Raw genomic sequence first — 23,450 nt, 5'->3', positions numbered from 1 at the left:
ATCAAAGCCCGTTAGCAATTTTTTACACGTTAATTGAAAGCAATAGTAATGAAAGGCTTACATCTAATATATAAGAAATTACTTTATTTTTTTTATCGCAAATAATAAGGATTATATTGATAAATGAATCCTTATCTGCGAAATTTAATTTTAATGGTGTGTAATTAAAAAGATTCCCTTTAAATTTTTTATAACTCATTGGACACACGTTCGGTTATGCATATAAATTTTTTAATTGACAGGAATGTTGATAATAAATTTATGTTTTTAACATGCGTAACTTAATTAAATGAATGGATTTCTTCATGTGAGAGATTTTTATGTCTATAGAAATAACATTAATGATTATGACAATGGCAGCACCTTCAATGTCAGTTTGTTCCTTGGGCTGGAAAGAGGAGCCTTTTTCTTTAATGTAAGGTGCAGCAGAGGAGGGAAGTGAAGTTGCTCAGGTTCATATGGGATTGATGTATGGTATAGGTCAAGACGACAACAAAGCCGTTTATTGGTATGAAAAATCAGCCAAGCAAGGACATATTGACGGACAGTTTTACCTTGGTTGGATATACGATGAAGGTTTAGATGTGGAGATAGACGATGAACAGCCTATGTACTGTTATCAACAATCCGCAAAACAGGAGCATGCAAAAGCTCAAAATAATCTAGGAAATATGTACCATACAGGGAAAGCTGTGGATAAAAATGACAGAAAAGCTATTCATTTATATGAGCAAGCAGCCCCAAAAGGTATTTTGGAATCCCAATACAACGTTGGTTTACTGTATTTTCTTGGACGTGGGTTGCTAAAGATAATCTTCAAGCGTACGTATGGATGTTTGTATCGCGGGCTAATGGCTATCATGACAATAACAGAATGCTAGAAAAATTTGTTAAAACGCTTACCAATGATGAACAAAATAAAGTTCAAGATATGAGCAAGTTCTATTTGGAATATATCAGTCAAAATTGTAGTAGCTGATAATTTAACTAGCATTGCTAGTGAAATCAGTGCATAACATAGTTAGATGGTATAGATGGCTTTGGTTTTTAGGGAAAGGAAAATAAAAGCGGCTTTAGCCGCTTTTTTAAAATGGCTTTCCACCGTTTACAGCGACCTTATTATCATAAACAATATTACTTGTATACATAATTAGCGCTACTTCATCGTCACCCGATTGGTTTTCCCAAGAGACTGTTCCAAATCCCCATTCAGCTCGATTTGATCTTGGAGCCTTAATTGAAAATTTGTTTGTGGCTTTTGGATCGACAATAAAACTTTCTTTGTATCCCCAATCTAAGAGGTTGATAACATTTCCATCTCGATCGTACAATTTTAAATTAACACTGATGGGGTTATTAGTGATGTTTGTGACATAGAAGAAAGCTGCGTGATTACTTTCCCAAGTTGGGATAATTGTTTTACCACTTCCAGAAAAAGCAGTTTGCGAAAAAAAGAGTGTTAAAGCCAAGAAAAAATACTTCATATTCAACCTTTAGATATTATTGGAAAGGAAGTCGACACTAGCAATTTGGAAAGGCTTATTCATGTTTGATATCTCAATTTTATTCTAAGATACTGACTGAAATGTATTTAATTGAATTTAAGTATGAAAAATGGAAGTAGAATACCAGTAGCCCATTTCAGATTTTCTTGACCTGCATGCAATGGTTTGTTGTATAAAATTTATTCAGATCACCTTGCTTAGTGACGTTGAGTTTCAATTAAGTACACATAAGTATGTACTGAGAGAAGTAAAGTTCAGTTAAGCTATGGATAAGTCTCCTCTCAAAACTCTAGAAGCACGTGTAAAAACTTAGAACTCACTCTCCATGTCTTTTAATACAATATTGCAACTTAATTTTACGTCGCTAAGTTTAGCTTGTAGTGGTGATTTTTGTTGATATTTTAGTTACAGGCTTTAATGTTTTTGGGTAAATTGACGAGTTATAGATAATAGTTAAAAAGCGTTTAATTGATATTTAGTTTGCGTGATATCTTTAGTTCGAAATTAGACGGTGGCGTACGCCCTCCCTTGACGAGGAATAAGGCAATATATTCAACATCTAAAACACTAAGAGAGAATCAAAATGGAAATTGATAGAGGTTCAATTATTGAGTCGCACAGGCTTGCTAGTCCAGGTCTACGTTACTTAGGACAACTCATCGACGGCGTAATTAGCATTTCAATGTTCATTTTTTCGCTTTGGGCTGCCAATTTAATTGGCTTATCCCAAGAAATCGCAAGTTTAATTGCCTTTTTCGGAGCAGCGATATACTTCCTGCTTTCTGATGGCTTAGCACAAGGACAAAGTTTCGGTAAGAAGCTATTAGGTATATCAGTCATTGATTCGGTTACAGGGAAAAGTTGCAGCTTCCCACAGTCATTTTTCCGCAATGTGCTTACGCCACTTATCGGCATGTTTGATGCAGTATTCATTCTTGGTAAAAGAAGACAAAGGCTAGGCGACAAGTTGGCAAACACAATCGTTATAGTCAGGTAGTCGATAAACAGCTCTAGGTATCCTGTGTATATAAAACTATAGATTTTTTCGTGGAGAGTATTTTGAAAGATTATCAAGTGTATCTATTTGATATGGATGGGACGTTAGTGAATTCGGAGCCGCTAAAAGGGAAGGCGCTGGCGTTAGCGTGCGCAGATTATGGCTCAGAGGTTGATTTTAACATTTATAAGGATGTGATGGGTGAAAGCTGGTCAGTAGTGACAGGACATTTCTTTGAAGCGGCATCGATTTATCCGATGTTAGAAGAGTTTAATTCCCATTTTCGCACTCACTACGAGCGTCTTTTATCAGATAACTTAGAGTTAAATACAGGCGCAAAAGAGTATATTGAACAATTAAACAAGACAGGGAAAACATGTGGTGTTGTTAGCTCAGCGGCAACATGGATGGTGGACAACATCCTCGAGACGTTAAATCTTACAGAAGCTTTCGAAATTGTCATTACTCAAGAGCATGTGACCAAGCATAAACCCGATCCTGAAGCTTATAATTTAGCTTTGTCACAGCTAAATGCCTCTCCAGAGAGCACGTTGATTTTTGAAGACTCGACTGCTGGGGTTTTGGCCGGTAAATCAAGCGGTTGTGAAGTTGTCGTGATTAAGCATGAGTTTAATGGCAAAAATGACATGAGTGCAGCTTCTAAAGTAATTGAAGCCTACGATGAAATGTTAGTACAGCAATAAACTTGAGAGTGATTCACAACGCTCGGCATTTTATTCTCAATATCCAAATATTGATGCGTGAGTTTGTTTCGGTACAAGGAGGGAGTTTGAATCAAGAAGCATACTGGGATGAACAGTTTAAAGAAAGTGCTTGTATTTGGGGAAATAGACCAAGTATTACCGCTGATATAGCTTTATCTCATTTCAAAGAAAACCAAGTGCATAGCATCTTAATTCCCGGTGTGGGGTATGGTAGAAATAGTAAGCTGTTTACTTCTAATGGATTCGATGTAACCGGCGTAGAGATATCATCAACGGCTTGTAACTTAGCCCGTAATTATGACCCACGAATAAATTTATTTCATGGTTCGATTTTTGATGTAGAGCTACCAGAAGAAAAATATGACGCCATTTTTTGCTTTGATGTACTTCATTTGTTTCTAGAGAAAGAACGCAGCAGATTCATCGATAAATGCAGTCGCTTTGTAAGACCGAATGGCTTTATGTTCTTTACCGCGCTTTCAGAAAATGATGATTACTTTGGGTGTGGGACAGAAGTAGAAGCAGCTACTTTTGAGGTGAAAGCTGGAAAGTACATACATTTTTTCACCGAACCGGATCTAACGAATAGTTTCCGGCAGTTTACGAAACTTGAAGGTGGTCAAGTCATCGACAGTGTCAGTCATGCTAAGCACGGACAAAAAGCATATGAAGTCAGATATATTTTCGTTCAGAAGTGTTAGCAGGAATCGCATGGTGCTCAGAGGTAGGTGATGGACACGACGATGAATCAGCGTAATAGTGTAAATTGGTACCACTTTGGCTGTTTAACAAGGCGCTATGTATGCTTGATATAAATCTGGGAACGATAATGAACAACTTGTTTACCTATATATTGGCGATGAATGAAGGCTCCGACTGTTTGACGTTCACAGAGGAGACAAATAGAGCCCAAACATTGGAAGAAGACGGCATTATTACCGAAAGCAGTGAGTTAACCGCAAAGTTTATCAACGGTGTTACGATAAGAAAGTTAACTGAACTCGAATCATCAGCTCACTTCTCGGAGGTCGTTTGTGAGGAGTGCTGGATTTCATATGAGGTGATAGAACAACCTAACACTATAAATATTAAACCGAATAAAAAGAACTTTACGAATAAGTGCCAAGAGGCGTTTTGGCTAAAAATCAAGAAGGTACAATCAGGTGTATAGCAATCGCATAAGAATGTTTGGCGACACATGATATTTTATGGTGTTTACGCACAGAGTGGAAATAGGGTGCTCTATCTTACCAACTTGGCTTAGCTTCTGACCTAGGGCCACCAAACACAATACTGTACGCATTCATACTGACACTATGGCTGAAATCGATAATGCCCAGTTATTTTATAGTCAAACAGCATATCTTCAATGACGGTTCCTGCGCCTATATTGTGCACAATTAGTGGGCGCTTTTCTCCATCTGAGTACTTGTCAATCACAATGCCAATATGTGGAAGGTTTCCTGGTAGCATCCACGTAACTATATCCCCAGCTTGGTAAGAAGATGGATTTGAAGATACTGGCAGAGAGGTGCCGTGGCGAGAGAAAAAAGTTTGAAGGTTGGGGACTCTTCTATGGTCAATGTTTCTATCAGTGGTACTAAGCCCCCAGATACGTTTTGAGGGGTATTTATTAAAGTTATCGCGCATATCTTCGTGTACTAAAACTTGAAGATCGATGCCGAGTTTGCGATAACTGCGAATAATCACGTCCGTGCAGACTCCAATCCCTTCAGGAACGTCTCCGTTTGGATAGTTTATACCGTAGTATGAGCCATCATATTGAACATCAAAGGTTGTCCTTTCTTTCGCAGCTTCAGTAAGGAGCTCAGAGAAAGACGCTTCTGCAAGGGCATCCGATGACAACGCCATCGCGATCAATAAAAGAGAGAGTTGCACGAAACCTCCTTGTTTCATGTTTGCTTAGCTACTGGCTCGAATATAACGAAACGCCATTTAGCTTTTGTGCGAGCTTAGTACCAAATGTTTGATATACCTTAATGGCTAAGGTGGAATCGGTGGTTTCATCAATAGCTAAATGAAGTGCGTCATGAATCGCTTGTTTATCGTCAGGATAGAATTTTAAGAGACTTTCTGAGCACTTATCGAGATCCGTGTACCAGCTGTCGTCTTCATGTGCGATGAGATAATAAGCGGTTCGTAATATCTTCTTTGCCATCGATTTACTTTTGATCGCTTCCGTCAAACTTTGGTTATCTTTAATAGCGATGATGAAAGCTGCCAGATCATGATTGAGTTCGTGTGCAATTTTGATATTTGGCTTATGTTTGCAAAAGCCTACGGACAAATCTTCTCCCCAAATGCAACAGCAAGAATGCTTCAACCAAAACTGCCATCGATACTTCTCTCTTGGGTTAAGAACTTCTTCAACATGGCCTGAGTCAAAGTCAATCTTACTGACGATAGGAAATTGCAGCTGAAGATCGAGAGATAGCTGGGCAAGGTACTTGGTATCTGCGTCGTTGATTGGTTCATTAAAGACCAAAGACAGATCTAAGTCTGATAGAAAAGGTATAGCACTGCCTTTTGCGATACTGCCATACAAGTAAACGCTATGAAGCGTGCCACTGAGGCTTGATTGCAATGATTGCAGGGTTGTTTCAATGAGGTGAGTAAACTCAGGTTGAATACGATCTTGTGAGCACGGGTTGATGATGTAGCCTTGATGATCTAATCCGTTATTTTTCAAATATCCATCTCCATATGCGGCCACGCGCTTGTTCGTTATGGGTTTAAACTATCTTTTATTTCGCCAGTAAGTTACGAGAAAGGCGATAGCCGATAGCAACAGGAAAAACCAAGAAAGAGGTATGAAACCAAAAGCCTCAACTAGAAAACCGTTCTCATCTATATATGACGGAGCAGCACGGTAGAGTAGAACACATAAGCCACTAATTAGAACAAAGGTGATACTTAACCAATAGTTTTTTAGATAGTGCATTCTTCACCTTACTTTAAATTTATTACTAATCTAATTAGATGCTACCTACACTATCAAATCTATTTGATGGCGTCGAAATTTAAAGGTGCTTGTTATAAGTGAAATGTTAATTTTCGTTATTGTATTTTTTATCAATTGTCGTGAGCAAGGTTTGATTTTTAGTGCGATGTGATTTCTATCATGTTAAAAAATGCAAGAATGGAATAACAAAAAACAATAATGGGTAAACACACGATGAAAGTGAAAGGTTTCACGTTAATTGAGCTTGTTGTCGTCATCGTAGTACTTGGCATACTTGCGGTGGTCGCGGCACCTAGGTTTTTAGGTGTTACTACAGACGCACATGTCGCATCTGTCCAAAGAAGCGGTGCATCTTTTAAAACGGCGATTAGCCTTGCACACTCTAAAGCGATGGCTATGAATGGTGGTGGTCCGGCGGATAATCTTCAAATCTACGGTGATGGGCCTGAAGATCAACTAGATATCAACCAGTGGGGATTTCCTGCTCAGCAATACCCTCCTTATGAGGAGTTTCCAACGTTAAATAATAGTGCTGACTGTATTTCAGTATGGAATGTTCTCTTTGTTGAACCACCAACAATTTCGACATCCAGCGATGTAAATCGGTCCGAATATCAAGCGAACTATATTAACCCTGGTCAATGCCGTTACAACTATAATACTCTGCCGGAGTTATCCATCTTTTATAACTCGCAAACTGGCGATGTCATTATTGATGACGACCCAGATTCATAACTGATAAAGAGCCGCATTATGCGGCTCTTTTTCTATCGTTAATCATAACCGCTCAATCATCAAACTTTACTCTAGTTAGCGATGTAATACTCTGTCGTGAAATGGCAATTATATCTTCGAGCAGCTCGATATGATGCACCTGTATTGAGACAACTGACTTGGAGATAGAAACCATGAGTATCGTAATTAAAAATGCAAACGTGTTTAACGGTGTGGATGAGCAACTTCAAAAGAACGTAGACATTCTAATTGAAAATAATCTAATCACACAAATCGGGAAAGTGGATGACTCGAAGGCTGAGAAAATCATTGATGCCGAAGGCAAGACGGTGATGCCAGGTCTGATTGATGCGCATGTACACATCACGCTTTCAGCTGGCTTTAATGAACTGGATGGCATGACACGTGAAGAAGTGGCGATTCGCTCAGCGAAAATCTCTGAAGAAATGTTAATGCGTGGTTTTACTACGATTCGAGATGTTGCTGGTAACACCCTTGGTTTGAAGAAAAGCATCGATAATGGCTATGCAAAAGGTCCTCGCATTTTGCCATCAATGGCGGCAATTTCTCAAACTAGTGGTCATTCAGATTACCGTCAAAATCAAGCTCAAGAACGTTTAGCAAACGGGCATGAAGATTCGCCAATGATGAAGTTAGGGGCGATGAAAGTAGCTGATGGCCGAGCGGAGGTGCTCAAAGCGGTTCGTGAACAGTTATTCGTGGGTGCATCTCAGATCAAAATCATGGCTGGCGGCGGTGCATCTTCAACGTTTGATCCACTAGACACGCTGCAATACACACTGGATGAAATGAAAGCCGCTGTTGAAGCTGCTAGTGATTACGGTACGTATGTCGCTGCTCATATTCATACCGCAGATGCAATGCGAAGAGCGGCAGAGGCGGGTGTGATGTCTTTCGAGCATGCAACTATCATGGATGATGATATTGCTCAAACGATTAAAGAGAAAGGCATTTGGGTTATTCCATCTTACTTTACTTCATCTTTGATTGCCGAGCGTAAGATTCCGCTACCAAACGAAGAGACTTATCGCAAAACTGAACGAGTAGGCAAAGCAATGTTTAAATCTGCAGAGCTTATCAAAAAGTACGATATTCAAAACCTTGCGTTTGGTACCGACTGTGTAGGTGAAACCAACGTCCATGCAACGCAATTAAATGAGCTTGGTGCGATTGAAAAAACGTTCGATACCATTACAGCGCTTCGCATGGCAACGTCAAACTGTGGACGCCTATTTGAAATGTCGACATACCAACACCCGTACCAAGAAGGAAAACTGGGACAAATCGTTGAGGGTGCTTATGCAGACTTATTGATCATTGATGGTAACCCCCTTGACGGCGTCGAGTGTGTCGCAAATACAGAGACACAGAAGCTAATCATGAAAGACGGTGTTGTATACAAAAACACTTTATAAATAAGTTGTATTAGTTCCGACTAGATCTGACACTTCAATTTGAAAAGAAGAGAGTTACCCACTTTGATTAAAGGTGCTGAATCCGTAATCAAAGACAATAAGAGGTAGCTCTCATGCTTCATGCTAGCAACCCAATCATCAAACACGCCTTAAGATACTAACAAGCGGCGCTAATCTTCTAATTTCAGCGATTACTTTTGCTGCGTTCATTGCTGGCTTCCTTATATAGAACTGTGAAAATAAAGGTGTTAAGAATTAGGTCGAAAACGAAAGTAGACATTAGGGCGCTTTGGTTCTGGTCTGAATACTTGAAGCATGGATATAGGTAAACAGCAAATACGAACACGATAGAAGAGTAGGCAAGAAATAAAAGCTGCTTTCGAGTAAATAGAGTGACGCCCTTAAAGATGCCAAACATAGCCACCAGCACAAAATACCCGATAAAGAAACTGATAGCGTTAAGCCCTTTCTCAATAAAGTCACCAACGTACTGATAACCGCTTGCTGCAGATAGTGATATCGTAATAAATAAGAATATGATTATTGAAAGGTTTTTATTGGTTTTATCCATGTCGCCTCCTAAAAAAACGACTATAACACGAGGAAAGTGGAGGCAAAAAATTGCTCGATTTTAATCGAGTTAAGCAAGATGTTGCTTGAGCGTAGCTACGGAACTGACATCCACCCCCCTAGCTTCGCTTATTGTATAGAGAAAACCCCCAGCTAGGCTGGGGGTTCCGTAAAGCTTACAGCTATGAGTCAGTTATATAACCCCTTTCAATTTGATAAAAACGTCTTGTGATCTGGCAACTGCAAGAGTTAATTAAGAATTGAAAGGGGTCCCAATGGGGGAAGAAAATAGCTTAGAGCATACGCGTTGGAACTGTAAATATCATGTGGTTTTTGCACCTAAGTACCGAAGACAGGTGTTCTATGGTGAGAGACGAAGGGCAGTAGGAGAGATACTTAGAAAACTATGTGAATGGAAGGACGTGAATATTATTGAAGCGGAATGCTGCGCAGATCATATTCATATGCTTTTAGAGATACCACTGAAGATGAGTGTTTCCTCGTTTATGGGGCATTTGAAAGGAAAAAGTAGCCTGATGCTCTATGAGCGATTTGGAGATTTGAAGTTCAAGTACAGGAATCGAGAATTTTGGTGTCGAGGGTATTATGTAGATACGGTAGGAAAAAACACAGGCAAGATACAAAGATACATAAAGCACCAACTAGAGCAGGATAAAATGGGGGAGCAATTGTCGATCCCGTATTCAGGTAGCCCGTTTACGGGCCGCAGGAAATAGTCATATGCAAATGTCAGATCACTATGCGCCTGCTAGGGCGCTGCCAGTAGGAGAGCCCTATAGGCGCATATGAAAAACCACCGGCTATGCCGGTGGATAATTTTTTATGTGTAAAAAGCCGGCAAGCTTAATTTGTGCTTGTCGTGATGTGGCAATTAATCTCGGCTGCAGGCGGTATATTGAAGATAATTTCCGACAACAGAGAGAAACATTATGTCTCATCATTTCAAAGACTACCGCCCTTTACTAGAACGTTCACTAGAGCATGCGACCGATTACCTAGAGTCACTAGGTGAGCGTCCTGTTGATAAAGAAACCACATCTCAGCAGCTAAGAGAGTTGATTGGAGGTGATTTACCTAGTGGTGGGAGTGAGCCAGAAAAAGTCATTGATAATATGGTGAATGCACTGGATGCCGGCCTAGTAGCGTCAGGTGGCCCCCGTTTCTTTGGCTACGCAATTGGCGGTACATTTCCAGCGTCTTTAGCGGCTGATTGGTTAGTCAGTGCTTGGGACCAGAATGTCCCTTACTATGTTTCTAGCCCTGCGATGGCAGTCGCTGAAGAAACCGCAGCTGAGTGGATGATTGACTTGCTGGGTCTTACACAAGGCTCGGCAGTTGGCTTTACCTCAGGAGCGCAAGAGGCAATTTACACATCTCTGATCACTGCACGTAATTCGTTACTCGCAAAAGCTGATTGGGACGTCGCGACAAAAGGTTTGTATGGTGCACCACGCATCAACGTAGTGGTGAGTGACCAGATCCATTCAACTATCAAGCGAGCGCTTTCCATGATTGGCCTTGGAGTCGAATGTATTAAAAAAGCACCGACAGACAGCAATCTTCGATTGATTCCATCAGAGCTGAACCGAGTTCTGTCTGATTGCAGTGGACCTGCGCTAGTTTGTGCTCAGGCTGGTTGTATCGATTCCGGTGCCTTTGACCCATTTGATGAAATCGCAGATGCGGTCGCAGCGCATGAAAACGCGTGGTTGCATGTTGATGGTGCGATTGGCCTTTGGGCTGCAGCGAGCGACAGCCAGAAACATCTATTGAAAGGCATTGAGCGAGCGGACTCTATTGATACTGATGGTCATAAATGGTTTAACATGCCTTACGATTGCGGCATGGTAATTGTTAAAGACCCTAGCAAAATTACGAGTGCGATGGGTGGTAGTAATATGGGGGATTACTTGAATGATGCCATGGAGAAACCGGACCGAAATGCGATCAACTTTGGCATCGCGGCATCACGACGTGCACGAGGTTTACCTGTTTATGCTGCATTCAAGTCATTGGGTAAAGAGGGTATTGTTGCTCATCTAGACAATTGTGTCACGTTAGCAAAGCGTATGGCAGATAAGTTGGCGCAAGTACAGGGGGTTACCATCCTTAATGATGTGGTGTCTAACCGATTCTCTGCGCAGTTTGGCATTGGTGATGATGAATATCGCAATGAACTTACTGATCGTGTCGTACATCGGTTGCAGCAAGAGGGATTCTTATACCCATCAACATCAGGTTATAAAGGTCTAAAAACCATGTTGTTCTCGGTGCTCAACTATCACACCTCAGAACAAGATATTGATCAATCAGCAGAAAAGATCATTCAAGCCTATAAGGCAGAACTTGCACTGATGTAGTTTCTATTTTAGAACCCTGCCTTTTAAAAACCGCACTTTGTTAAGTGCGGTTTTTGTTTTAACGATTCATGTATGGAAGTAAGTTAACCCTTTCATTCCTGGGCATGTGAAAGTCCGTTTTTGTAGCTGACAGACCTAAGCTCACTTGAGGTAGAGAGTAGGCTCGAAACTCGTGTAAGGGAGTCTGGGTACCTTATTTAGTAAGGCTTCGGTTTAGTGCATGCACTGTTGTGATAGAAATGGTTACTTGAAACGCTTGAGGGCAAATCTCTACAAAAAAGCCACCACTAAACAGTGATGGCTTTAAGGATTTTGGTTCGATTAGTATTTTACAAACAACATCTTTCTTAAGCTATTGCATCGTGATTTATCCAGTGGATCGCCAAGATATTCTCCATCTTCAGCGGCTTTCTTCATCACTAGGGCTCTCGCTCGATCACCGCTGTCTAGGTCTTGATACTCTTCCAGTGTTTTGAGCTTCAATAAACGGTATTTCGATTTGTCTTTGCCAGAGGCGACGCGATCGTAGCAGTAACTCATCGCTCCTGCATTTGCGCCAACCTTGCTGGCGTCGGTAATCGCATTAGCGTTAAAACCAATAGTGCTTGTAAGTAAAATCAAAAGGGCATTACGTGCTTTCATTTCTCTTTCCTAATTCAAACAAGTTGATAAGTAAGATAAAGGGGAATGACTTTCAAAAATTGCCATTTAGCGGCAAGAATAAATACACAAGCAAATTATATTTCATTGTCCTGTGGTGAGTTGGTACAACGAGTAGAATTCACGGCTGAACTGAGGCTCACATCAATGCAATGTGCTTTGACTATCTTCTCAGCATTGACGCTCTATACTTCTATCAGTACTCTCGCTTAAAAGGAAATACCTGAATCAGGAAGTTATGGTTTATGCATAAGTGCATGATTGCATTAAAATTCAAACTCGTAAGCCTTGTTCACCTACAGAGACACTTATGAGATCGATAACCAGCGTACGATTGATTTGTGATACCGCACAGAAGCGAGGTATTCCTTTAGAGGAATGCTTAGCGGGCACAGGGCTGACAGAGCAAGATCTTGTCAAAGACGATCTTAAACTCACCATGCCGCAAGAAGTTGCGGTGATAGAAAACTACGTCAAACTGGCGCCAAGTGAAGTGGGGCTCGGTGCTGAAATAGGTCAGCAAATGCATGTGAATGTGTTCGGCATTTGGGGGTTTGCGATACTAACCAGTCCGACGATGCGTGCGGCGTTCAACACAGCAATCGACTATGTCGCGCTCTCTTTGGTGATTGCCAAACTGACTTTCAAAGAGACGCAAGAAGGTGGTGAGCTGAGCTTTGGCATGTCTGGTTTGTCTGAGCGAGTAACGCCTTTCATCTTAGAGAGGCATACCGCCGTTACGCTTAACTTTATGCGTGAAGCATTACCTTTGTCCGCATTGGAAGACCTTTATCTGAAAACCACGCTAGATAACCCGGAACACATCGACAAACTTAGTCAGGTTCTTGGTATTCATGTTAAAGGCGGGCAATCACACCACGCGTTGGTGATTCCTCATTCTATGCTCAATCAGCCACTGCCAAAAAGCGATCCGGTTACCTTGAAGTTTTGTCTGGAGCAGTGTGATGCCATTGTGGCTCAGGGAGAAGGTGAAGAGAAACAGTGGACCGAGCGCGTGAAAGAAGTGGTTCTCGAAGATATCGCAGAAGAGAAGACGCTCAGTGCGGTCGCGGACAAGCTCTCAATGACAGAGCGAACCTTAAGAAGGCGTTTGAGTGATGAAGGGACAACTTATCGAGAACTGTATGCCAACACGCGTTTGACCATTGCTCGACAGTTACTTGAAGCTTCTTGTTTGAACGTAGAAACCGTCGCATGGCGAGTAGGGTATGCCGAGCCAGCGAGCTTTATTCGAGCCTTTGTAAAGCAGTTCGGTTTCTCACCTGGCAGTATTAAGAAAACGTGTTGATAACAAATAGCCCTAATGACTTTGAGCGTCATTAGGGCTGTTTGGTTCTAGAATTTCTTCAGACGATTCAACTGGAAGTTGGTGAAGAAGTTGAACATCTTATTTCCCCAAGGTGCAGAGATGTACTGGCTCGCATCAAAGCGACCTTTGATCACAATCGATTTTGCTTTCGAGAAGTTCAAGAAGCCTTCTTTACCGTGGTAGTGTCCCATGCCCGAAGGTCCTACACCGCCGAATGGCATATCATCGACCATGGTATGGGTCATCACTTCATTGATACACACGCCGCCTGAATGTGTGTTGTTTACCACTTTCTCAATGCGGCCCTGATCCCAGTCGAAGTAGTACAGGGCAAGCGGTCTATCTTTGCTTTGGACGTATTGAATGGCGTCATCAAGCGTTTCGTAAGGTACTAGCGGCAGAATTGGGCCAAAGATCTCTTCACGCATCACTCGCATGTCGTGAGTGACATTCTTAACCACATGCATAGGCAGTTTACGAGTCCCAGAGAAGTCTTCGTTTGCTGGGTTTATCACCATCACTTCTGCGCCTTTTTGATTCGCGTCAGCAATGTTTTCAGCCAGTCTATCGCGCTGCCTCTCTGTAATAATGGAGGTGTAATCTGGGTTGTCACGCATGGTTGGATAATGCTTGGAGATGGCGTTTTTGAATGCTTCTGCAAACTCATCCACCTTGCCATTTGGCACTAAAATGTAGTCGGGTGAAACGCAAGCTTGCCCAGCGTTGATACCTTTACCAAAAGCGATGCGTTTAGCCGCTTCTTCAATAGGGAAGTCTTCGTGGATGATGGCAGGAGATTTGCCGCCCAATTCGAGAGTCACAGGAGTCAGGTTCTGTGCTGCCGCCTGCATTACAATGCTACCAACCTGAGTTGAGCCAGTGAAAACAATATGATCAAACGGCAATTTGGTGAATTCAGTCGCGACTTCAACGCCACCATTGACCACGACAACCTCGTCAGAGGTGAAATATTCGGAGATCATTTGCTTCATCACTTCACCCGTCTTTGGAGCAAATTCAGAAGTTTTGATCATAGCCAAATTACCCGCCGCCAGCGCGCCAGCCAAAGGTGATAAACCTAAGAAAATAGGGAAGTTCCAAGGCACAACAATCCCAACAACACCGAGTGGTTGGTAATGCACTTTAGTTTTCGCGCCGAATAACATCAAAGGTGTTTTGCGACGAGATGGTTTCATCCACTTACGCAGGTTTTTCTTGTTGTAATGAATTCCTTCAAGAATGGGCAGAAGCTCGATCATTAAGGTTTCAGCACTTGAGCGCCCATTGAAATCTTGATCTACCGCGTCTATGAGACGGTCTTGATAGGCTAACAAAGCCGAGTGCAGTCTTTGAAGACGTTCAATACGCATGCCAGCGCTTGGATTTGGAATGGTTAAGAAAGCACTTTTCAATGTTTCTAACGTTGGACGAAGCGCCGCTTCTGGTTGGTCAATGTCGTAAAGTGGTTGAGCTGACATATCTGACTCCTCATTAGTATCTGCGTTTATGGAATTCAGTATGTCTTTAGCAAAGTGAACTTCACATGTTGATAGCGGACATTTTATTGTCCAAACCGGACAACAAAAACAAAGAATGTCATCAAACTGAACGATCTTGACTGCCACAAGGTGTTTACATCCTAGTGCAATGAACTTGATGTGATGAAGTGGTATGCCATTCCTTGGTCAATTAACAAACTTAAAAATAAAATGTGTAGAAAATATTTGAGCTCATTGTATTTGTCTTTGTTTGTACTTTTGATAAGAACGGGGCTTTCATGAGTCTTTGTATCTATAATTTGCGTTATAAAAATTCTATTTATTGATTTTAAAGGTTTTTATTTTTCTGTTTTTACGTATTAAATCTTCGTAAGTTCTATCTTTTCTCAAGTTTTAGTAATGATTGTAGTCGAAATGATTCGGCTGTATCTGTCATTTTTTCTAGATAATTAGTTTGAGTTCGAACTAAATTTAAGGCATTTTATATTTAACTAACCGCTCAATTAAAAATAACAAGGATGCAAAATGCCCAAGGTTGGGATGCCTGAAATCAGAAAACCGCAGCTAGTCAAAGCGACGATGTCGGTCATCGACAGAGTAGGTTTGCACGCCGCGAGTATCTCGTTGATCAGCAAAGAAGCAGGGGTATCAACAGGGATCATTAATCACTATTTCGGTGGAAAGCACGGCTTGTTAGAAGAGACCATGCGTGAAATCCTGCGCCAGCTTTCTGCCACCATCAAAGAGAACCTAAGCCAGCTGCCGGCTGATGCGCATCATCAACGTATTAATGCCATCATCGACGGCAACTTTGTGGGTTTCCAAGCCGAGAACCAAGTGGCAAAAACTTGGTTGGCATTCTGGTCGTACTCTATGCATGACGCCCAGCTCAAACGTCTGCAACGAGTGAATGAACGACGCCTCCTTTCTCACCTAAAAAAAGAATTAAAAGCTTTGCTGGATAATGACCAAGCAGAGCTAGTAGCGCATGGTATTGCGTCACTGATTGATGGCATTTGGCTGCGCGGAACGCTCAACCCGCAAGGCATCGATGCCGAGAAAGCTCGCGTCATCATTAACGACTATCTCGACAAACAACTCACGTTCTATTCAAAACTAAAATAAAGAGTCAAACCTTCAAATGGATATGAAAGCACACTACATCGATGGTGCCATGCACCTAGGATGCTCAGAAGAACACTTCACCACATACAATCCAGCCAATGGTGAACCGCTTGCAAATGTGAAGCAGGCTAACCAGCAAGACATGCAAGCAGCAATTGAATCTGCCAAACGTGGTTTTGCGATTTGGTCTGCAATGACGGCGACAGAACGAAGCCGCATTTTGCTTAAAGCGGTGGCGCTACTTCGTGAAAGAAACGATGAACTGGCGGCACTAGAAGTCGCGGATACGGGCAAGCCAATTCAGGAAGCGAATTGCGTAGACATTGCAACGGGCGCGGATGTCATTGAATACTACGCAGGTCTTGCGCCTAGCATGCATGGCGAACAACAACCGCTGAATGAATCACAGTTTTTCTACACTCGCCGCGAGCCTCTGGGTATTTGCGCGGGTATTGGCGCATGGAACTACCCAATTCAAATCGCAATGTGGAAATCTGCCCCTGCACTTGCTGCGGGTAATGCGATGATCTTTAAACCATCAGAAGAAACCCCGTTAACTGCACTCAAACTAGCAGAAATCTACAGTGAAGCGGGATTGCCAGATGGCGTGTTCAACGTCATTCAAGGTGATTACCGAGTAGGGCAGATGCTCACCGCACATCCAGACATCGCTAAAGTCTCTTTCACGGGTGAATCGGGTACGGGCAAAGTCGTGATGGGTGATAGCGCCGCGACGCTGAAGCAAGTCACAATGGAGCTTGGCGGTAAGTCTCCAATGCTCATTTTTGATGATGCCAAGCTAGACGATGCGGTTTCTGCTGCAATGGTCGCAAACTTCTACACCCAAGGTGAGGTCTGTACACACGGTACTCGCGTGTTCGTTCATGAAGGTATTTATGATGAATTTGTCGCTCAGCTTAAGAAGCGTACTGAGCTGCTGGTGGTTGGCGATCCACTCGATGAACAAACTCAAATTGGCGCGCTAATTTCCAAAGAACACGAATCAAAAGTTCTTTCCGCAATTGAACAAGCGAAAGCAACCAAAGCAACGTTGCTGACTGGTGGCTACAAAGTCACAGAAAACGGCTTGGCGAGTGGTAATTTTGTTGTGCCAACGGTTTTCATTGATTGCGAAGACGACATGCCGCATGTGCAGCAAGAGATCTTTGGTCCCGTAATGTCAGTGCTTAAGTTCAGTGACGAAGACGAAGTGATTGCTCGTGCTAACAACACTGATTACGGGCTTGCGGCTGGTGTGTTTACACAAAACTTATCTCGTGCACACCGCGTCATTCACCAAATCCAAGCAGGAATCTGTTGGATTAACACCTGGGGTGACTCTCCAGCTGAAATGCCCGTTGGCGGTTACAAACTGTCTGGCATTGGACGTGAAAACGGCGTCGAGACCCTTAAGCATTACACCCAAACCAAGAGCGTGTTAGTGCATTTGGGTGATTTCGACAGCCCTTACGCGTAATCAGTCTGGAGGATTTGTAATGCAACAACACTACGATTACATCATCGTCGGTGCTGGCTCGGCAGGCTGTGTTTTGGCGGATCGCCTGAGTGAAAGCGGTCAGTACCAAGTCTTGCTGTTGGAAGCGGGTGGCTCAGACAAGAGCATCTTCATTCAAATGCCAACGGCGCTGTCTTACCCAATGAACACTGAAAAGTACGCATGGCAGTTCGAAACTGTTGTGGAAGAGGGATTAGACGGACGCCAACTGCATTGTCCACGCGGCAAAGTTCTGGGCGGTAGCTCTTCGATCAACGGCATGGTTTATGTTCGTGGTCATGCCTGTGACTTTGACGAATGGGAAGTAGAAGGCGCGAAAGGCTGGAACTACCAAGCGTGCCTGCCGTACTTCCGTAAAGCGGAAACGTGGACAGGTGGCGCAGACGAATACCGTGGCGACAGCGGTCCGGTAGGTACGTGCAACGGCAACGACATGAAGCTGAATCCACTTTACCAAGCGTTTATTGAAGCAGGTAAAGACGCAGGCTACCCAGAAACGCAAGATTACAACGGCTATCAGCAAGAGGGCTTCGGTCCAATGCACATGACGGTAGACAAAGGCGTGCGTGCTTCCACCTCTAACGCTTACTTAAGCCGTACAAAAAAGCGCAGCAACTTCACCTTGATGAAAGGCGTAACTGCTCACCGTATTTTGCTTGAAGGCAAGAAAGCGGTCGGCATTGAGTTTGAGCAATCTGGCAAAATCAAACAGTGCTTTGCTAACAAAGAGGTTGTGTCGAGTGCGGGTTCCATCGGCTCGGTACAACTGCTGCAACTTTCGGGTATTGGTCCTAAGACTGTACTTGAAAAAGCGGGTATTGAAGTGAAACACGCTCTCGAAGGAGTGGGTAAGAACTTGCAAGACCACCTTGAAGTGTATTTCCAGTATCACTGCAAACAGCCGATCACGCTAAACAGCAAGTTAGGTTTGATCAGCAAAGGTTTGATTGGTACGGAGTGGATTTTGACGCGCAAAGGTCTGGGCGCAACCAACCACTTTGAATCGTGCGCTTTCATCCGTTCTCGTGAAGGATTGAAATCGCCAAATATTCAATATCACTTCCTACCAGCAGCAATGCGTTATGACGGACGCGCGGCATTTGATGGTCACGGCTTCCAAGTGCATGTTGGTCCAAACAAGCCAGAGAGTCGCGGTAGCGTAGAAGTGGTTTCTGCTAACCCAAATGACAAACCAAAAATCGAGTTCAATTACATCTCGACGGAACAAGATAAGCAGGATTGGCGAGACTGTATTCGTCTAACGCGTGAAATCCTGAATCAACCTGCAATGGATGCGTTCCGTGGTGAAGAGATCCAACCGGGTCTTAACATCACCAGCGACGAAGCGATTGATGAATGGGTGAAGCAAAACGTGGAAAGTGCTTACCACCCATCGTGTAGCTGCAAAATGGGCGCAGACAGTGATCCAATGGCAGTTCTGAATGAAGCCTGCCAAGTGCGCGGCATTGAAGGCTTGCGTGTGGTGGATTCATCCATCTTCCCAACCATTCCGAATGGCAACTTAAACGCACCAACCATTATGGTTGCAGAGCGTGCCGCGGACATGATCTTGGGGAACGTACTCGAACAATCGAATAACACACCAGTTTGGATTGCTCCGAACTGGCAAGAGACGCAAAGAATGCGTCCGCCGAAAAGAGACTTAAGCTCAATCTCATAAAGTCAGTAGGGTCTATTTACCTTTCGAGCTGATTTTTGCAGCGAATTGTTGGGTATTTATGCAAGGCAGAGACTTTGCTATGTAGCTAGCCTACATGAGAAGTCGATAACGCAGTAGAAATGACCAACAAACGCTGCCCAAAGGGTTCGGTTAAAATCGTTTTATGCTTTGTTAAGGCGTATTTGCTTAGAGTGACTAGGCGACACACTCCTGCCTCGCCTAAAACGATTTTATCTCGAACAAAAATTAACCGCGCAAGGTCAACAGACCCTGATCATTACAAGGAATTTAAACATGTCTACGATGACAAAAATCTTTTCATCTATCGCGCTGAGTGCAGTAGCGACAGGTGCCTACGCTAACCAATGTGAAACCGTTCGATTTGCCGATGTAGGCTGGACGGACATCACTGCAACCACTGCAGTTACCTCTGAGCTACTAAAAGGCTTGGGCTACAAAACCAAGACCGATCTTCTGTCTGTACCTGTGACGTACTCTTCAATGGCAAACGGCGACATTGACGTATTCCTAGGTAACTGGATGCCGACCATGGAAGGCGATATCGCCAAGTACCGTGAAGCTGGCACAGTGGAAACCGTTCGTGCAAACCTTGAAGGCGCGAAATACACACTAGCTGTGCCAAAGTATGTGTATGACGCAGGCGTGAAAAGCTTTGCTGACTTGGTAAAACATGCCGACAAATTTAAAGACCGCATCTACGGCATAGAGCCGGGCAACGATGGCAACCGTTTGATCCAAGATATGATCGACAGCGATGCATTCGGCTTGAAAGACTTCAGCCTAGTGGAATCAAGCGAAGCAGGCATGGTGTCTCAGGTGTCTCGTGCTGTGCGTCGTAACCAATGGATCGTTTACCTAGGTTGGGCACCACACCCAATGAACAGCAATGTTGAGATGGAATACCTATCTGGCGGTGACGACTTCTTTGGTCCTAACTACGGTGGTGCAAATGTCTACACCAATGTGCGCCAAGACTACCTATCTGAGTGTCAAAACGTGGGTCAACTGCTTAAGAATCTAGAGTTCAGCTTAGAGATGGAAAACCAGTTGATGGAAGCGATTCTAAACCAAAAACAGAAGCCAGCGAAAGCAGCGCAAGAATGGTTGAATGCTAACCCACAACAATTTGAAGCGTGGCTAGAAGGCGTTAAGACGCTAGACGGCAAAGATGCAAAACAAGCGATTACTTCTTACCTAAAAACAAACGCTTAATCATTCCTCTCTTTAGGAAAAGGTGGGCAGCGATGCCCGCCTATTAACACAAAGGTTTTATTGTGAATTTTATTACGGACAACAAACTTCCGTTGGGCGAATGGATGGAAACAGGCGTGGATTGGTTAACCATGAACGCGTCGGGTTTCTTTGATGCTATCTCTATTTTTCTCGAAACCATCATTCTATTCGTGGTGGATATTTTCAAATGGATGCCACCGGCAGCACCAATCATCATGACCGCAGCGATTGCGTGGTTCCTACACCGCAGCATTCCTCTAGTTGTGTTTATCGTGCTGGCGCTGCTGACTATCCTTAACCTCGGCTACTGGCAAGAAATGCTGGAAACCTTTGTTCTCGTCTTCGCTGCGACAACGATTTCCGTATTAATTGGCGTGCCGCTAGGCATCATGGCGGCGCATCGCCCGTGGTTGTATACCTTATTGCGCCCGATACTCGATTTAATGCAGACCGTACCAACGTTTGTGTATCTGATCCCAACATTGGTTCTATTTGGTTTGGGCATTGTTCCGGGGCTGATTTCCACCATTATCTTTGCCATCGCCGCGCCAATTCGTCTGACTTACCTTGGTATCACCAAAGTGCCAGAAGAGTTGATTGAAGCGGGTAAAGCCTTTGGTGCAAGCCGCATGAAATTGCTATTCAAAGTCGAACTCCCGGCGGCTCTGCCAAGCATTATGGCGGGTGTGACCCAGTGCATTATGTTGTCGCTTTCTATGGTGGTGATTGCTGCGCTAGTCGGTGCGGATGGTCTGGGTAAACCAGTCGTACGAGCACTGAACACCGTGAACATTTCTCAAGGCTTTGAAGCGGGTTTAGCGATTGTTTTGGTCGCGATTATTCTCGATCGCCTATGCAAAGCACCAAACCAAAAGGAGGCATAACATGGATGCAATTACGATTGAAAACCTCGACGTTGTGTTTGGGCAGCAGCAAGAGCGCGCATTGGCGCTTTTAGACCAAGGTAAGTCTCGCCAAGAGATCATTGATGAAACTGGACAAGTGGTTGGTGTTGATAAGGTCTCAATGAGCGTCAAACAAGGTGAGATCTGCGTATTGATGGGGCTTTCAGGTTCGGGGAAATCCAGCTTGCTTCGTGCCGTTAATGGTTTGAATGAGATCTCTCGCGGCTCCCTCAAAATCAAAGATGGCGAAGACATGGTGGAGCTTGCCAGTTGTGACGAACAGACTTTACGTAACTTGCGTACTCACCGTGTATCGATGGTGTTCCAAAAGTTTGCGCTTATGCCGTGGTTGACCGTATTGGATAACGTGGCGTTTGGTCTTGAGATGCAAGGCATGGGCAAAGCTGAGCGTCGTAAAAAAGCGCGCGAACAACTAGATATGGTTGGGCTAAGAGAGTGGGAGAGTAAGTTCCCGCATGAGCTTTCTGGCGGCATGCAGCAACGCGTTGGTTTAGCTCGCGCCTTTGCTATGGATACTGACATCTTGTTAATGGATGAACCGTTCTCTGCGCTCGATCCTCTGATTCGCGCTCAGCTTCAAGATGAATTAATTCAACTGCAAGAGAAGCTCAACAAGACGATTTTGTTTGTGAGCCATGACTTAGACGAAGCACTGAAAATCGGTAACAACATTGCCATTATGGAGTCGGGCAAACTGATCCAACACGGCAAGCCTGAGCAAATCATCCTTGCGCCAGAAAACGAATATGTGGCAGATTTTGTAGCCCACACTAATCCGCTTAACGTGTTGAAAGGTCGTTCACTGATGCAAGCCTGCACCGAGCTTAAGCAGCAAAATGACCGCGTATTGGTGTGTGCAGATAAGCAGATTTGGGTCGAGCAAGAGCCGAAAGGTGTAACGCTGGTGGATTCCGATAAGTCATTGGTGAATTGGGAAAGCGATTTAACCACACTCGACGACATCGGTGAAAGTACGGTCGTTCAAGCTAACCCAGACATCAGCATGCGTGAGGCGATTGAACTGAAGCAGCGCAGCAATCAACCTATCTTGCTGGTGGAAGAGAACAAGTTAGTGGGCGTATTGAGTGATAACGAGTTGTACGATGCGCTGCTTGGTAACTTTAAGTCCAAGCAAGTGGCGTAGCTATTTCTTATCCCAAACGTTTGTTACCTTCTTAAAATAAAAAAGAGCCGCACTGATCAAGTGCGGCTCTTTTCAATTCAACGTCTGTTGTTGCTAAAGCTCTAGTTTTGCGTCAACACAGCTTTCGAAGTCGTCCAAATCACAACCTTTTTTGAAGAATTCCATTTTCTGTTCTTTAGTGTCAGCAAGTTTTGCTGCCGTGCGACAGCCAGAAACATCACCTAAATCACAGCTTTTTGCGTAGTAAAGTTGCGCGCCTACTTTATCACGAATGCGCTCTAGACCACGCCATGCAAAGTTGTAACAAGCTTGTGCGTCGTTGTTTTCACAACATGCAGTATGAGCTTCTTGTAGTGGTTTAGGGAAAAGTTCTACTTGCGCATCACAAACTTGCGTCACTTTCGCTGGCATTTTTGGTGGCACTTGAACGAAGAAGTTTTTCTCTGCGATGATTTCATCATTCAGCTTAACTGCCACTGTCCATTTACCGTTTGCAAGTTCTGCTTCTGATTCAAACTGCCACATTGCAAAGTTATCACGACCAAAGTAAAGCGTATCGTTCCAGCTGCTTTGAGTTGAGCCATTGATCTCAGGGTGAGTCACTTCAACGATAACCGGTAGGCTCTTATAAACTTTTCCTTCGGTTGCATCTGGTGTCATCGAAACTGACTGAGTTGCCGTGTAGCTAAAGCCAAAGAAGTTGCCAATTTCTGCAGGAACCGCGAAGCCTTTTTGGAAGTTATAACCAACAAGCTGCTTGTTTTTAAAAGCAGGCGTTGCAAGGCCAGACTTATTGATCTTAGCTGTCGCTCCAACCTTAACTTTGTTTTCAGATGTTTGCTCAACGTTAGTTTGTTGGTTGTTTTGCTCTTCTTTAGTGGTAGCACAACCACCAAGTAAAATAGAAAGGGAAATTAGGCCAAGTACTGACGCTTTACTGCTGATCATTATAATCCTGCTTATTTTGTGGGAGTTATATCGAA

24 protein-coding genes are annotated in these 23,450 nt (G+C 43.5%); 16 read left to right on the top strand and 8 right to left on the bottom strand.

The features are described from left to right. The first annotated feature begins 458 nt into the window (after positions 1 to 458). Positions 459 to 881 (top strand): tetratricopeptide repeat protein, encoded by a 423-nt coding sequence (locus J4N37_RS18105; RefSeq protein ID WP_252043026.1) that lies wholly within the window; start codon positions 459 to 461, stop codon positions 879 to 881. A 204-nt stretch (positions 882 to 1,085) separates the two neighbouring features. Here J4N37_RS18105 and J4N37_RS18100 read toward each other — a convergent pair whose 3' ends face one another. After that, positions 1,086 to 1,484 (bottom strand): hypothetical protein, encoded by a 399-nt coding sequence (locus tag J4N37_RS18100; protein ID WP_252043025.1) that lies wholly within the window; start codon positions 1,482 to 1,484, stop codon positions 1,086 to 1,088. A 604-nt stretch (positions 1,485 to 2,088) separates the two neighbouring features. Here J4N37_RS18100 and J4N37_RS18095 point away from each other — a divergent pair. From J4N37_RS18095 to J4N37_RS18080, 4 genes are all read left to right on the top strand, one after another. Continuing rightward, positions 2,089 to 2,502, top strand: a complete 414-nt coding sequence (locus tag J4N37_RS18095; protein ID WP_045386693.1) for an RDD family protein — start codon at positions 2,089 to 2,091, stop codon at positions 2,500 to 2,502. Positions 2,503 to 2,552: 50 nt separating this feature from the next. Continuing rightward, on the top strand, positions 2,553 to 3,206 hold the full coding sequence (locus tag J4N37_RS18090; protein WP_252043024.1) for an HAD family hydrolase: 654 nt from the start codon (positions 2,553 to 2,555) through the stop codon (positions 3,204 to 3,206). A gap of 86 nt (positions 3,207 to 3,292) precedes the next feature. After that, positions 3,293 to 3,928 (top strand): class I SAM-dependent methyltransferase, encoded by a 636-nt coding sequence (locus tag J4N37_RS18085; protein ID WP_052447932.1) that lies wholly within the window; start codon positions 3,293 to 3,295, stop codon positions 3,926 to 3,928. A 101-nt stretch (positions 3,929 to 4,029) separates the two neighbouring features. After that, complete coding sequence (locus tag J4N37_RS18080) at positions 4,030 to 4,398, top strand: hypothetical protein (RefSeq protein WP_252043023.1); 369 nt, start codon at positions 4,030 to 4,032, stop codon at positions 4,396 to 4,398. A gap of 143 nt (positions 4,399 to 4,541) precedes the next feature. On the opposite strand, the gene J4N37_RS18075 is transcribed toward J4N37_RS18080, so the two are convergent. The 3 genes from J4N37_RS18075 to J4N37_RS18065 are packed head-to-tail and all read right to left on the bottom strand — an operon-like array spanning position 4,542 to position 6,189. Beyond that, positions 4,542 to 5,126, bottom strand: coding sequence for a DUF1287 domain-containing protein (locus J4N37_RS18075; RefSeq protein WP_252043021.1), 585 nt, complete (start codon positions 5,124 to 5,126; stop codon positions 4,542 to 4,544). A 28-nt stretch (positions 5,127 to 5,154) separates the two neighbouring features. Then, the gene (locus J4N37_RS18070; RefSeq protein ID WP_252043020.1) at positions 5,155 to 5,937 is read right to left on the bottom strand and encodes a nucleotidyltransferase domain-containing protein; all 783 of its coding nucleotides are present in this window, start codon (positions 5,935 to 5,937) and stop codon (positions 5,155 to 5,157) included. A gap of 48 nt (positions 5,938 to 5,985) precedes the next feature. Continuing rightward, positions 5,986 to 6,189 carry a DUF3955 domain-containing protein gene (locus J4N37_RS18065; protein ID WP_171358345.1) on the bottom strand — a complete coding sequence of 68 codons (204 nt, stop codon included), beginning with the start codon at positions 6,187 to 6,189 and terminating at the stop codon, positions 5,986 to 5,988. Positions 6,190 to 6,423: 234 nt separating this feature from the next. Between J4N37_RS18065 and J4N37_RS18060 the strand changes: the two genes are divergently transcribed. Both J4N37_RS18060 and J4N37_RS18055 read left to right on the top strand, forming a co-directional pair. Next, positions 6,424 to 6,945 carry a prepilin-type N-terminal cleavage/methylation domain-containing protein gene (locus J4N37_RS18060; RefSeq protein ID WP_216604408.1) on the top strand — a complete coding sequence of 174 codons (522 nt, stop codon included), beginning with the start codon at positions 6,424 to 6,426 and terminating at the stop codon, positions 6,943 to 6,945. A gap of 173 nt (positions 6,946 to 7,118) precedes the next feature. Next, complete coding sequence (locus J4N37_RS18055; RefSeq protein ID WP_252043019.1) at positions 7,119 to 8,381, top strand: metal-dependent hydrolase family protein; 1,263 nt, start codon at positions 7,119 to 7,121, stop codon at positions 8,379 to 8,381. A 184-nt stretch (positions 8,382 to 8,565) separates the two neighbouring features. On the opposite strand, the gene J4N37_RS18050 is transcribed toward J4N37_RS18055, so the two are convergent. Further along, positions 8,566 to 8,952, bottom strand: coding sequence for a hypothetical protein (locus J4N37_RS18050; RefSeq protein WP_252043018.1), 387 nt, complete (start codon positions 8,950 to 8,952; stop codon positions 8,566 to 8,568). A 274-nt stretch (positions 8,953 to 9,226) separates the two neighbouring features. Here J4N37_RS18050 and tnpA point away from each other — a divergent pair, with 274 nt between their 5' ends. Beyond that, entirely contained in the window at positions 9,227 to 9,688 is a 462-nt protein-coding gene (gene tnpA, locus J4N37_RS18045; protein ID WP_252043017.1) for an IS200/IS605 family transposase, read from the top strand. Positions 9,689 to 9,901: 213 nt separating this feature from the next. Then, a complete protein-coding gene (locus tag J4N37_RS18040; RefSeq protein WP_252043016.1) occupies positions 9,902 to 11,332 on the top strand; it encodes a pyridoxal phosphate-dependent decarboxylase family protein in 1,431 nt (476 codons plus the stop codon). Positions 11,333 to 11,653: 321 nt separating this feature from the next. On the opposite strand, the gene J4N37_RS18035 is transcribed toward J4N37_RS18040, so the two are convergent. After that, the gene (locus J4N37_RS18035) at positions 11,654 to 11,974 is read right to left on the bottom strand and encodes a hypothetical protein (protein ID WP_045386708.1); all 321 of its coding nucleotides are present in this window, start codon (positions 11,972 to 11,974) and stop codon (positions 11,654 to 11,656) included. Positions 11,975 to 12,302: 328 nt separating this feature from the next. Between J4N37_RS18035 and J4N37_RS18030 the strand changes: the two genes are divergently transcribed. Further along, the gene (locus tag J4N37_RS18030; RefSeq protein ID WP_252043015.1) at positions 12,303 to 13,301 is read left to right on the top strand and encodes an AraC family transcriptional regulator; all 999 of its coding nucleotides are present in this window, start codon (positions 12,303 to 12,305) and stop codon (positions 13,299 to 13,301) included. 47 nt (positions 13,302 to 13,348) lie between these two features. Here J4N37_RS18030 and J4N37_RS18025 read toward each other — a convergent pair whose 3' ends face one another. Beyond that, positions 13,349 to 14,800, bottom strand: a complete 1,452-nt coding sequence (locus tag J4N37_RS18025) for a coniferyl aldehyde dehydrogenase (RefSeq protein WP_252043014.1) — start codon at positions 14,798 to 14,800, stop codon at positions 13,349 to 13,351. A 546-nt stretch (positions 14,801 to 15,346) separates the two neighbouring features. On the opposite strand from J4N37_RS18025, the gene betI reads away from it, so the two are divergent. The 6 genes from betI to choV all read left to right on the top strand — a co-directional run bounded on the left by betI (position 15,347) and on the right by choV (position 22,467). Then, the gene (gene betI, locus J4N37_RS18020; protein WP_005530538.1) at positions 15,347 to 15,946 is read left to right on the top strand and encodes a transcriptional regulator BetI; all 600 of its coding nucleotides are present in this window, start codon (positions 15,347 to 15,349) and stop codon (positions 15,944 to 15,946) included. Positions 15,947 to 15,962: 16 nt separating this feature from the next. Further along, positions 15,963 to 17,423, top strand: coding sequence for a betaine-aldehyde dehydrogenase (betB, locus tag J4N37_RS18015; protein WP_252043013.1), 1,461 nt, complete (start codon positions 15,963 to 15,965; stop codon positions 17,421 to 17,423). A gap of 19 nt (positions 17,424 to 17,442) precedes the next feature. Next, positions 17,443 to 19,143, top strand: a complete 1,701-nt coding sequence (betA, locus tag J4N37_RS18010) for a choline dehydrogenase (RefSeq protein ID WP_252043012.1) — start codon at positions 17,443 to 17,445, stop codon at positions 19,141 to 19,143. Positions 19,144 to 19,437: 294 nt separating this feature from the next. Further along, positions 19,438 to 20,376, top strand: a complete 939-nt coding sequence (locus J4N37_RS18005) for a choline ABC transporter substrate-binding protein (RefSeq protein ID WP_045412200.1) — start codon at positions 19,438 to 19,440, stop codon at positions 20,374 to 20,376. Between the two features lie 62 nt (positions 20,377 to 20,438). Continuing rightward, positions 20,439 to 21,281, top strand: coding sequence for a choline ABC transporter permease subunit (choW, locus tag J4N37_RS18000; RefSeq protein ID WP_005425967.1), 843 nt, complete (start codon positions 20,439 to 20,441; stop codon positions 21,279 to 21,281). A gap of 1 nt (position 21,282) precedes the next feature. Beyond that, entirely contained in the window at positions 21,283 to 22,467 is a 1,185-nt protein-coding gene (gene choV, locus J4N37_RS17995) for a choline ABC transporter ATP-binding protein (RefSeq protein WP_252043011.1), read from the top strand. Between the two features lie 93 nt (positions 22,468 to 22,560). On the opposite strand, the gene J4N37_RS17990 is transcribed toward choV, so the two are convergent. After that, a complete protein-coding gene (locus J4N37_RS17990) occupies positions 22,561 to 23,415 on the bottom strand; it encodes a DUF3859 domain-containing protein (RefSeq protein ID WP_171358335.1) in 855 nt (284 codons plus the stop codon). Between the last annotated feature and the right edge of the window lie 35 nt (positions 23,416 to 23,450).

Source organism: Vibrio sp. SCSIO 43153, from assembly GCF_023716625.1.
Classification (GTDB): Bacteria; Pseudomonadota; Gammaproteobacteria; order Enterobacterales; family Vibrionaceae; genus Vibrio; species Vibrio rotiferianus.
This window is presented reverse-complemented; position numbering and strand designations above follow the sequence as displayed.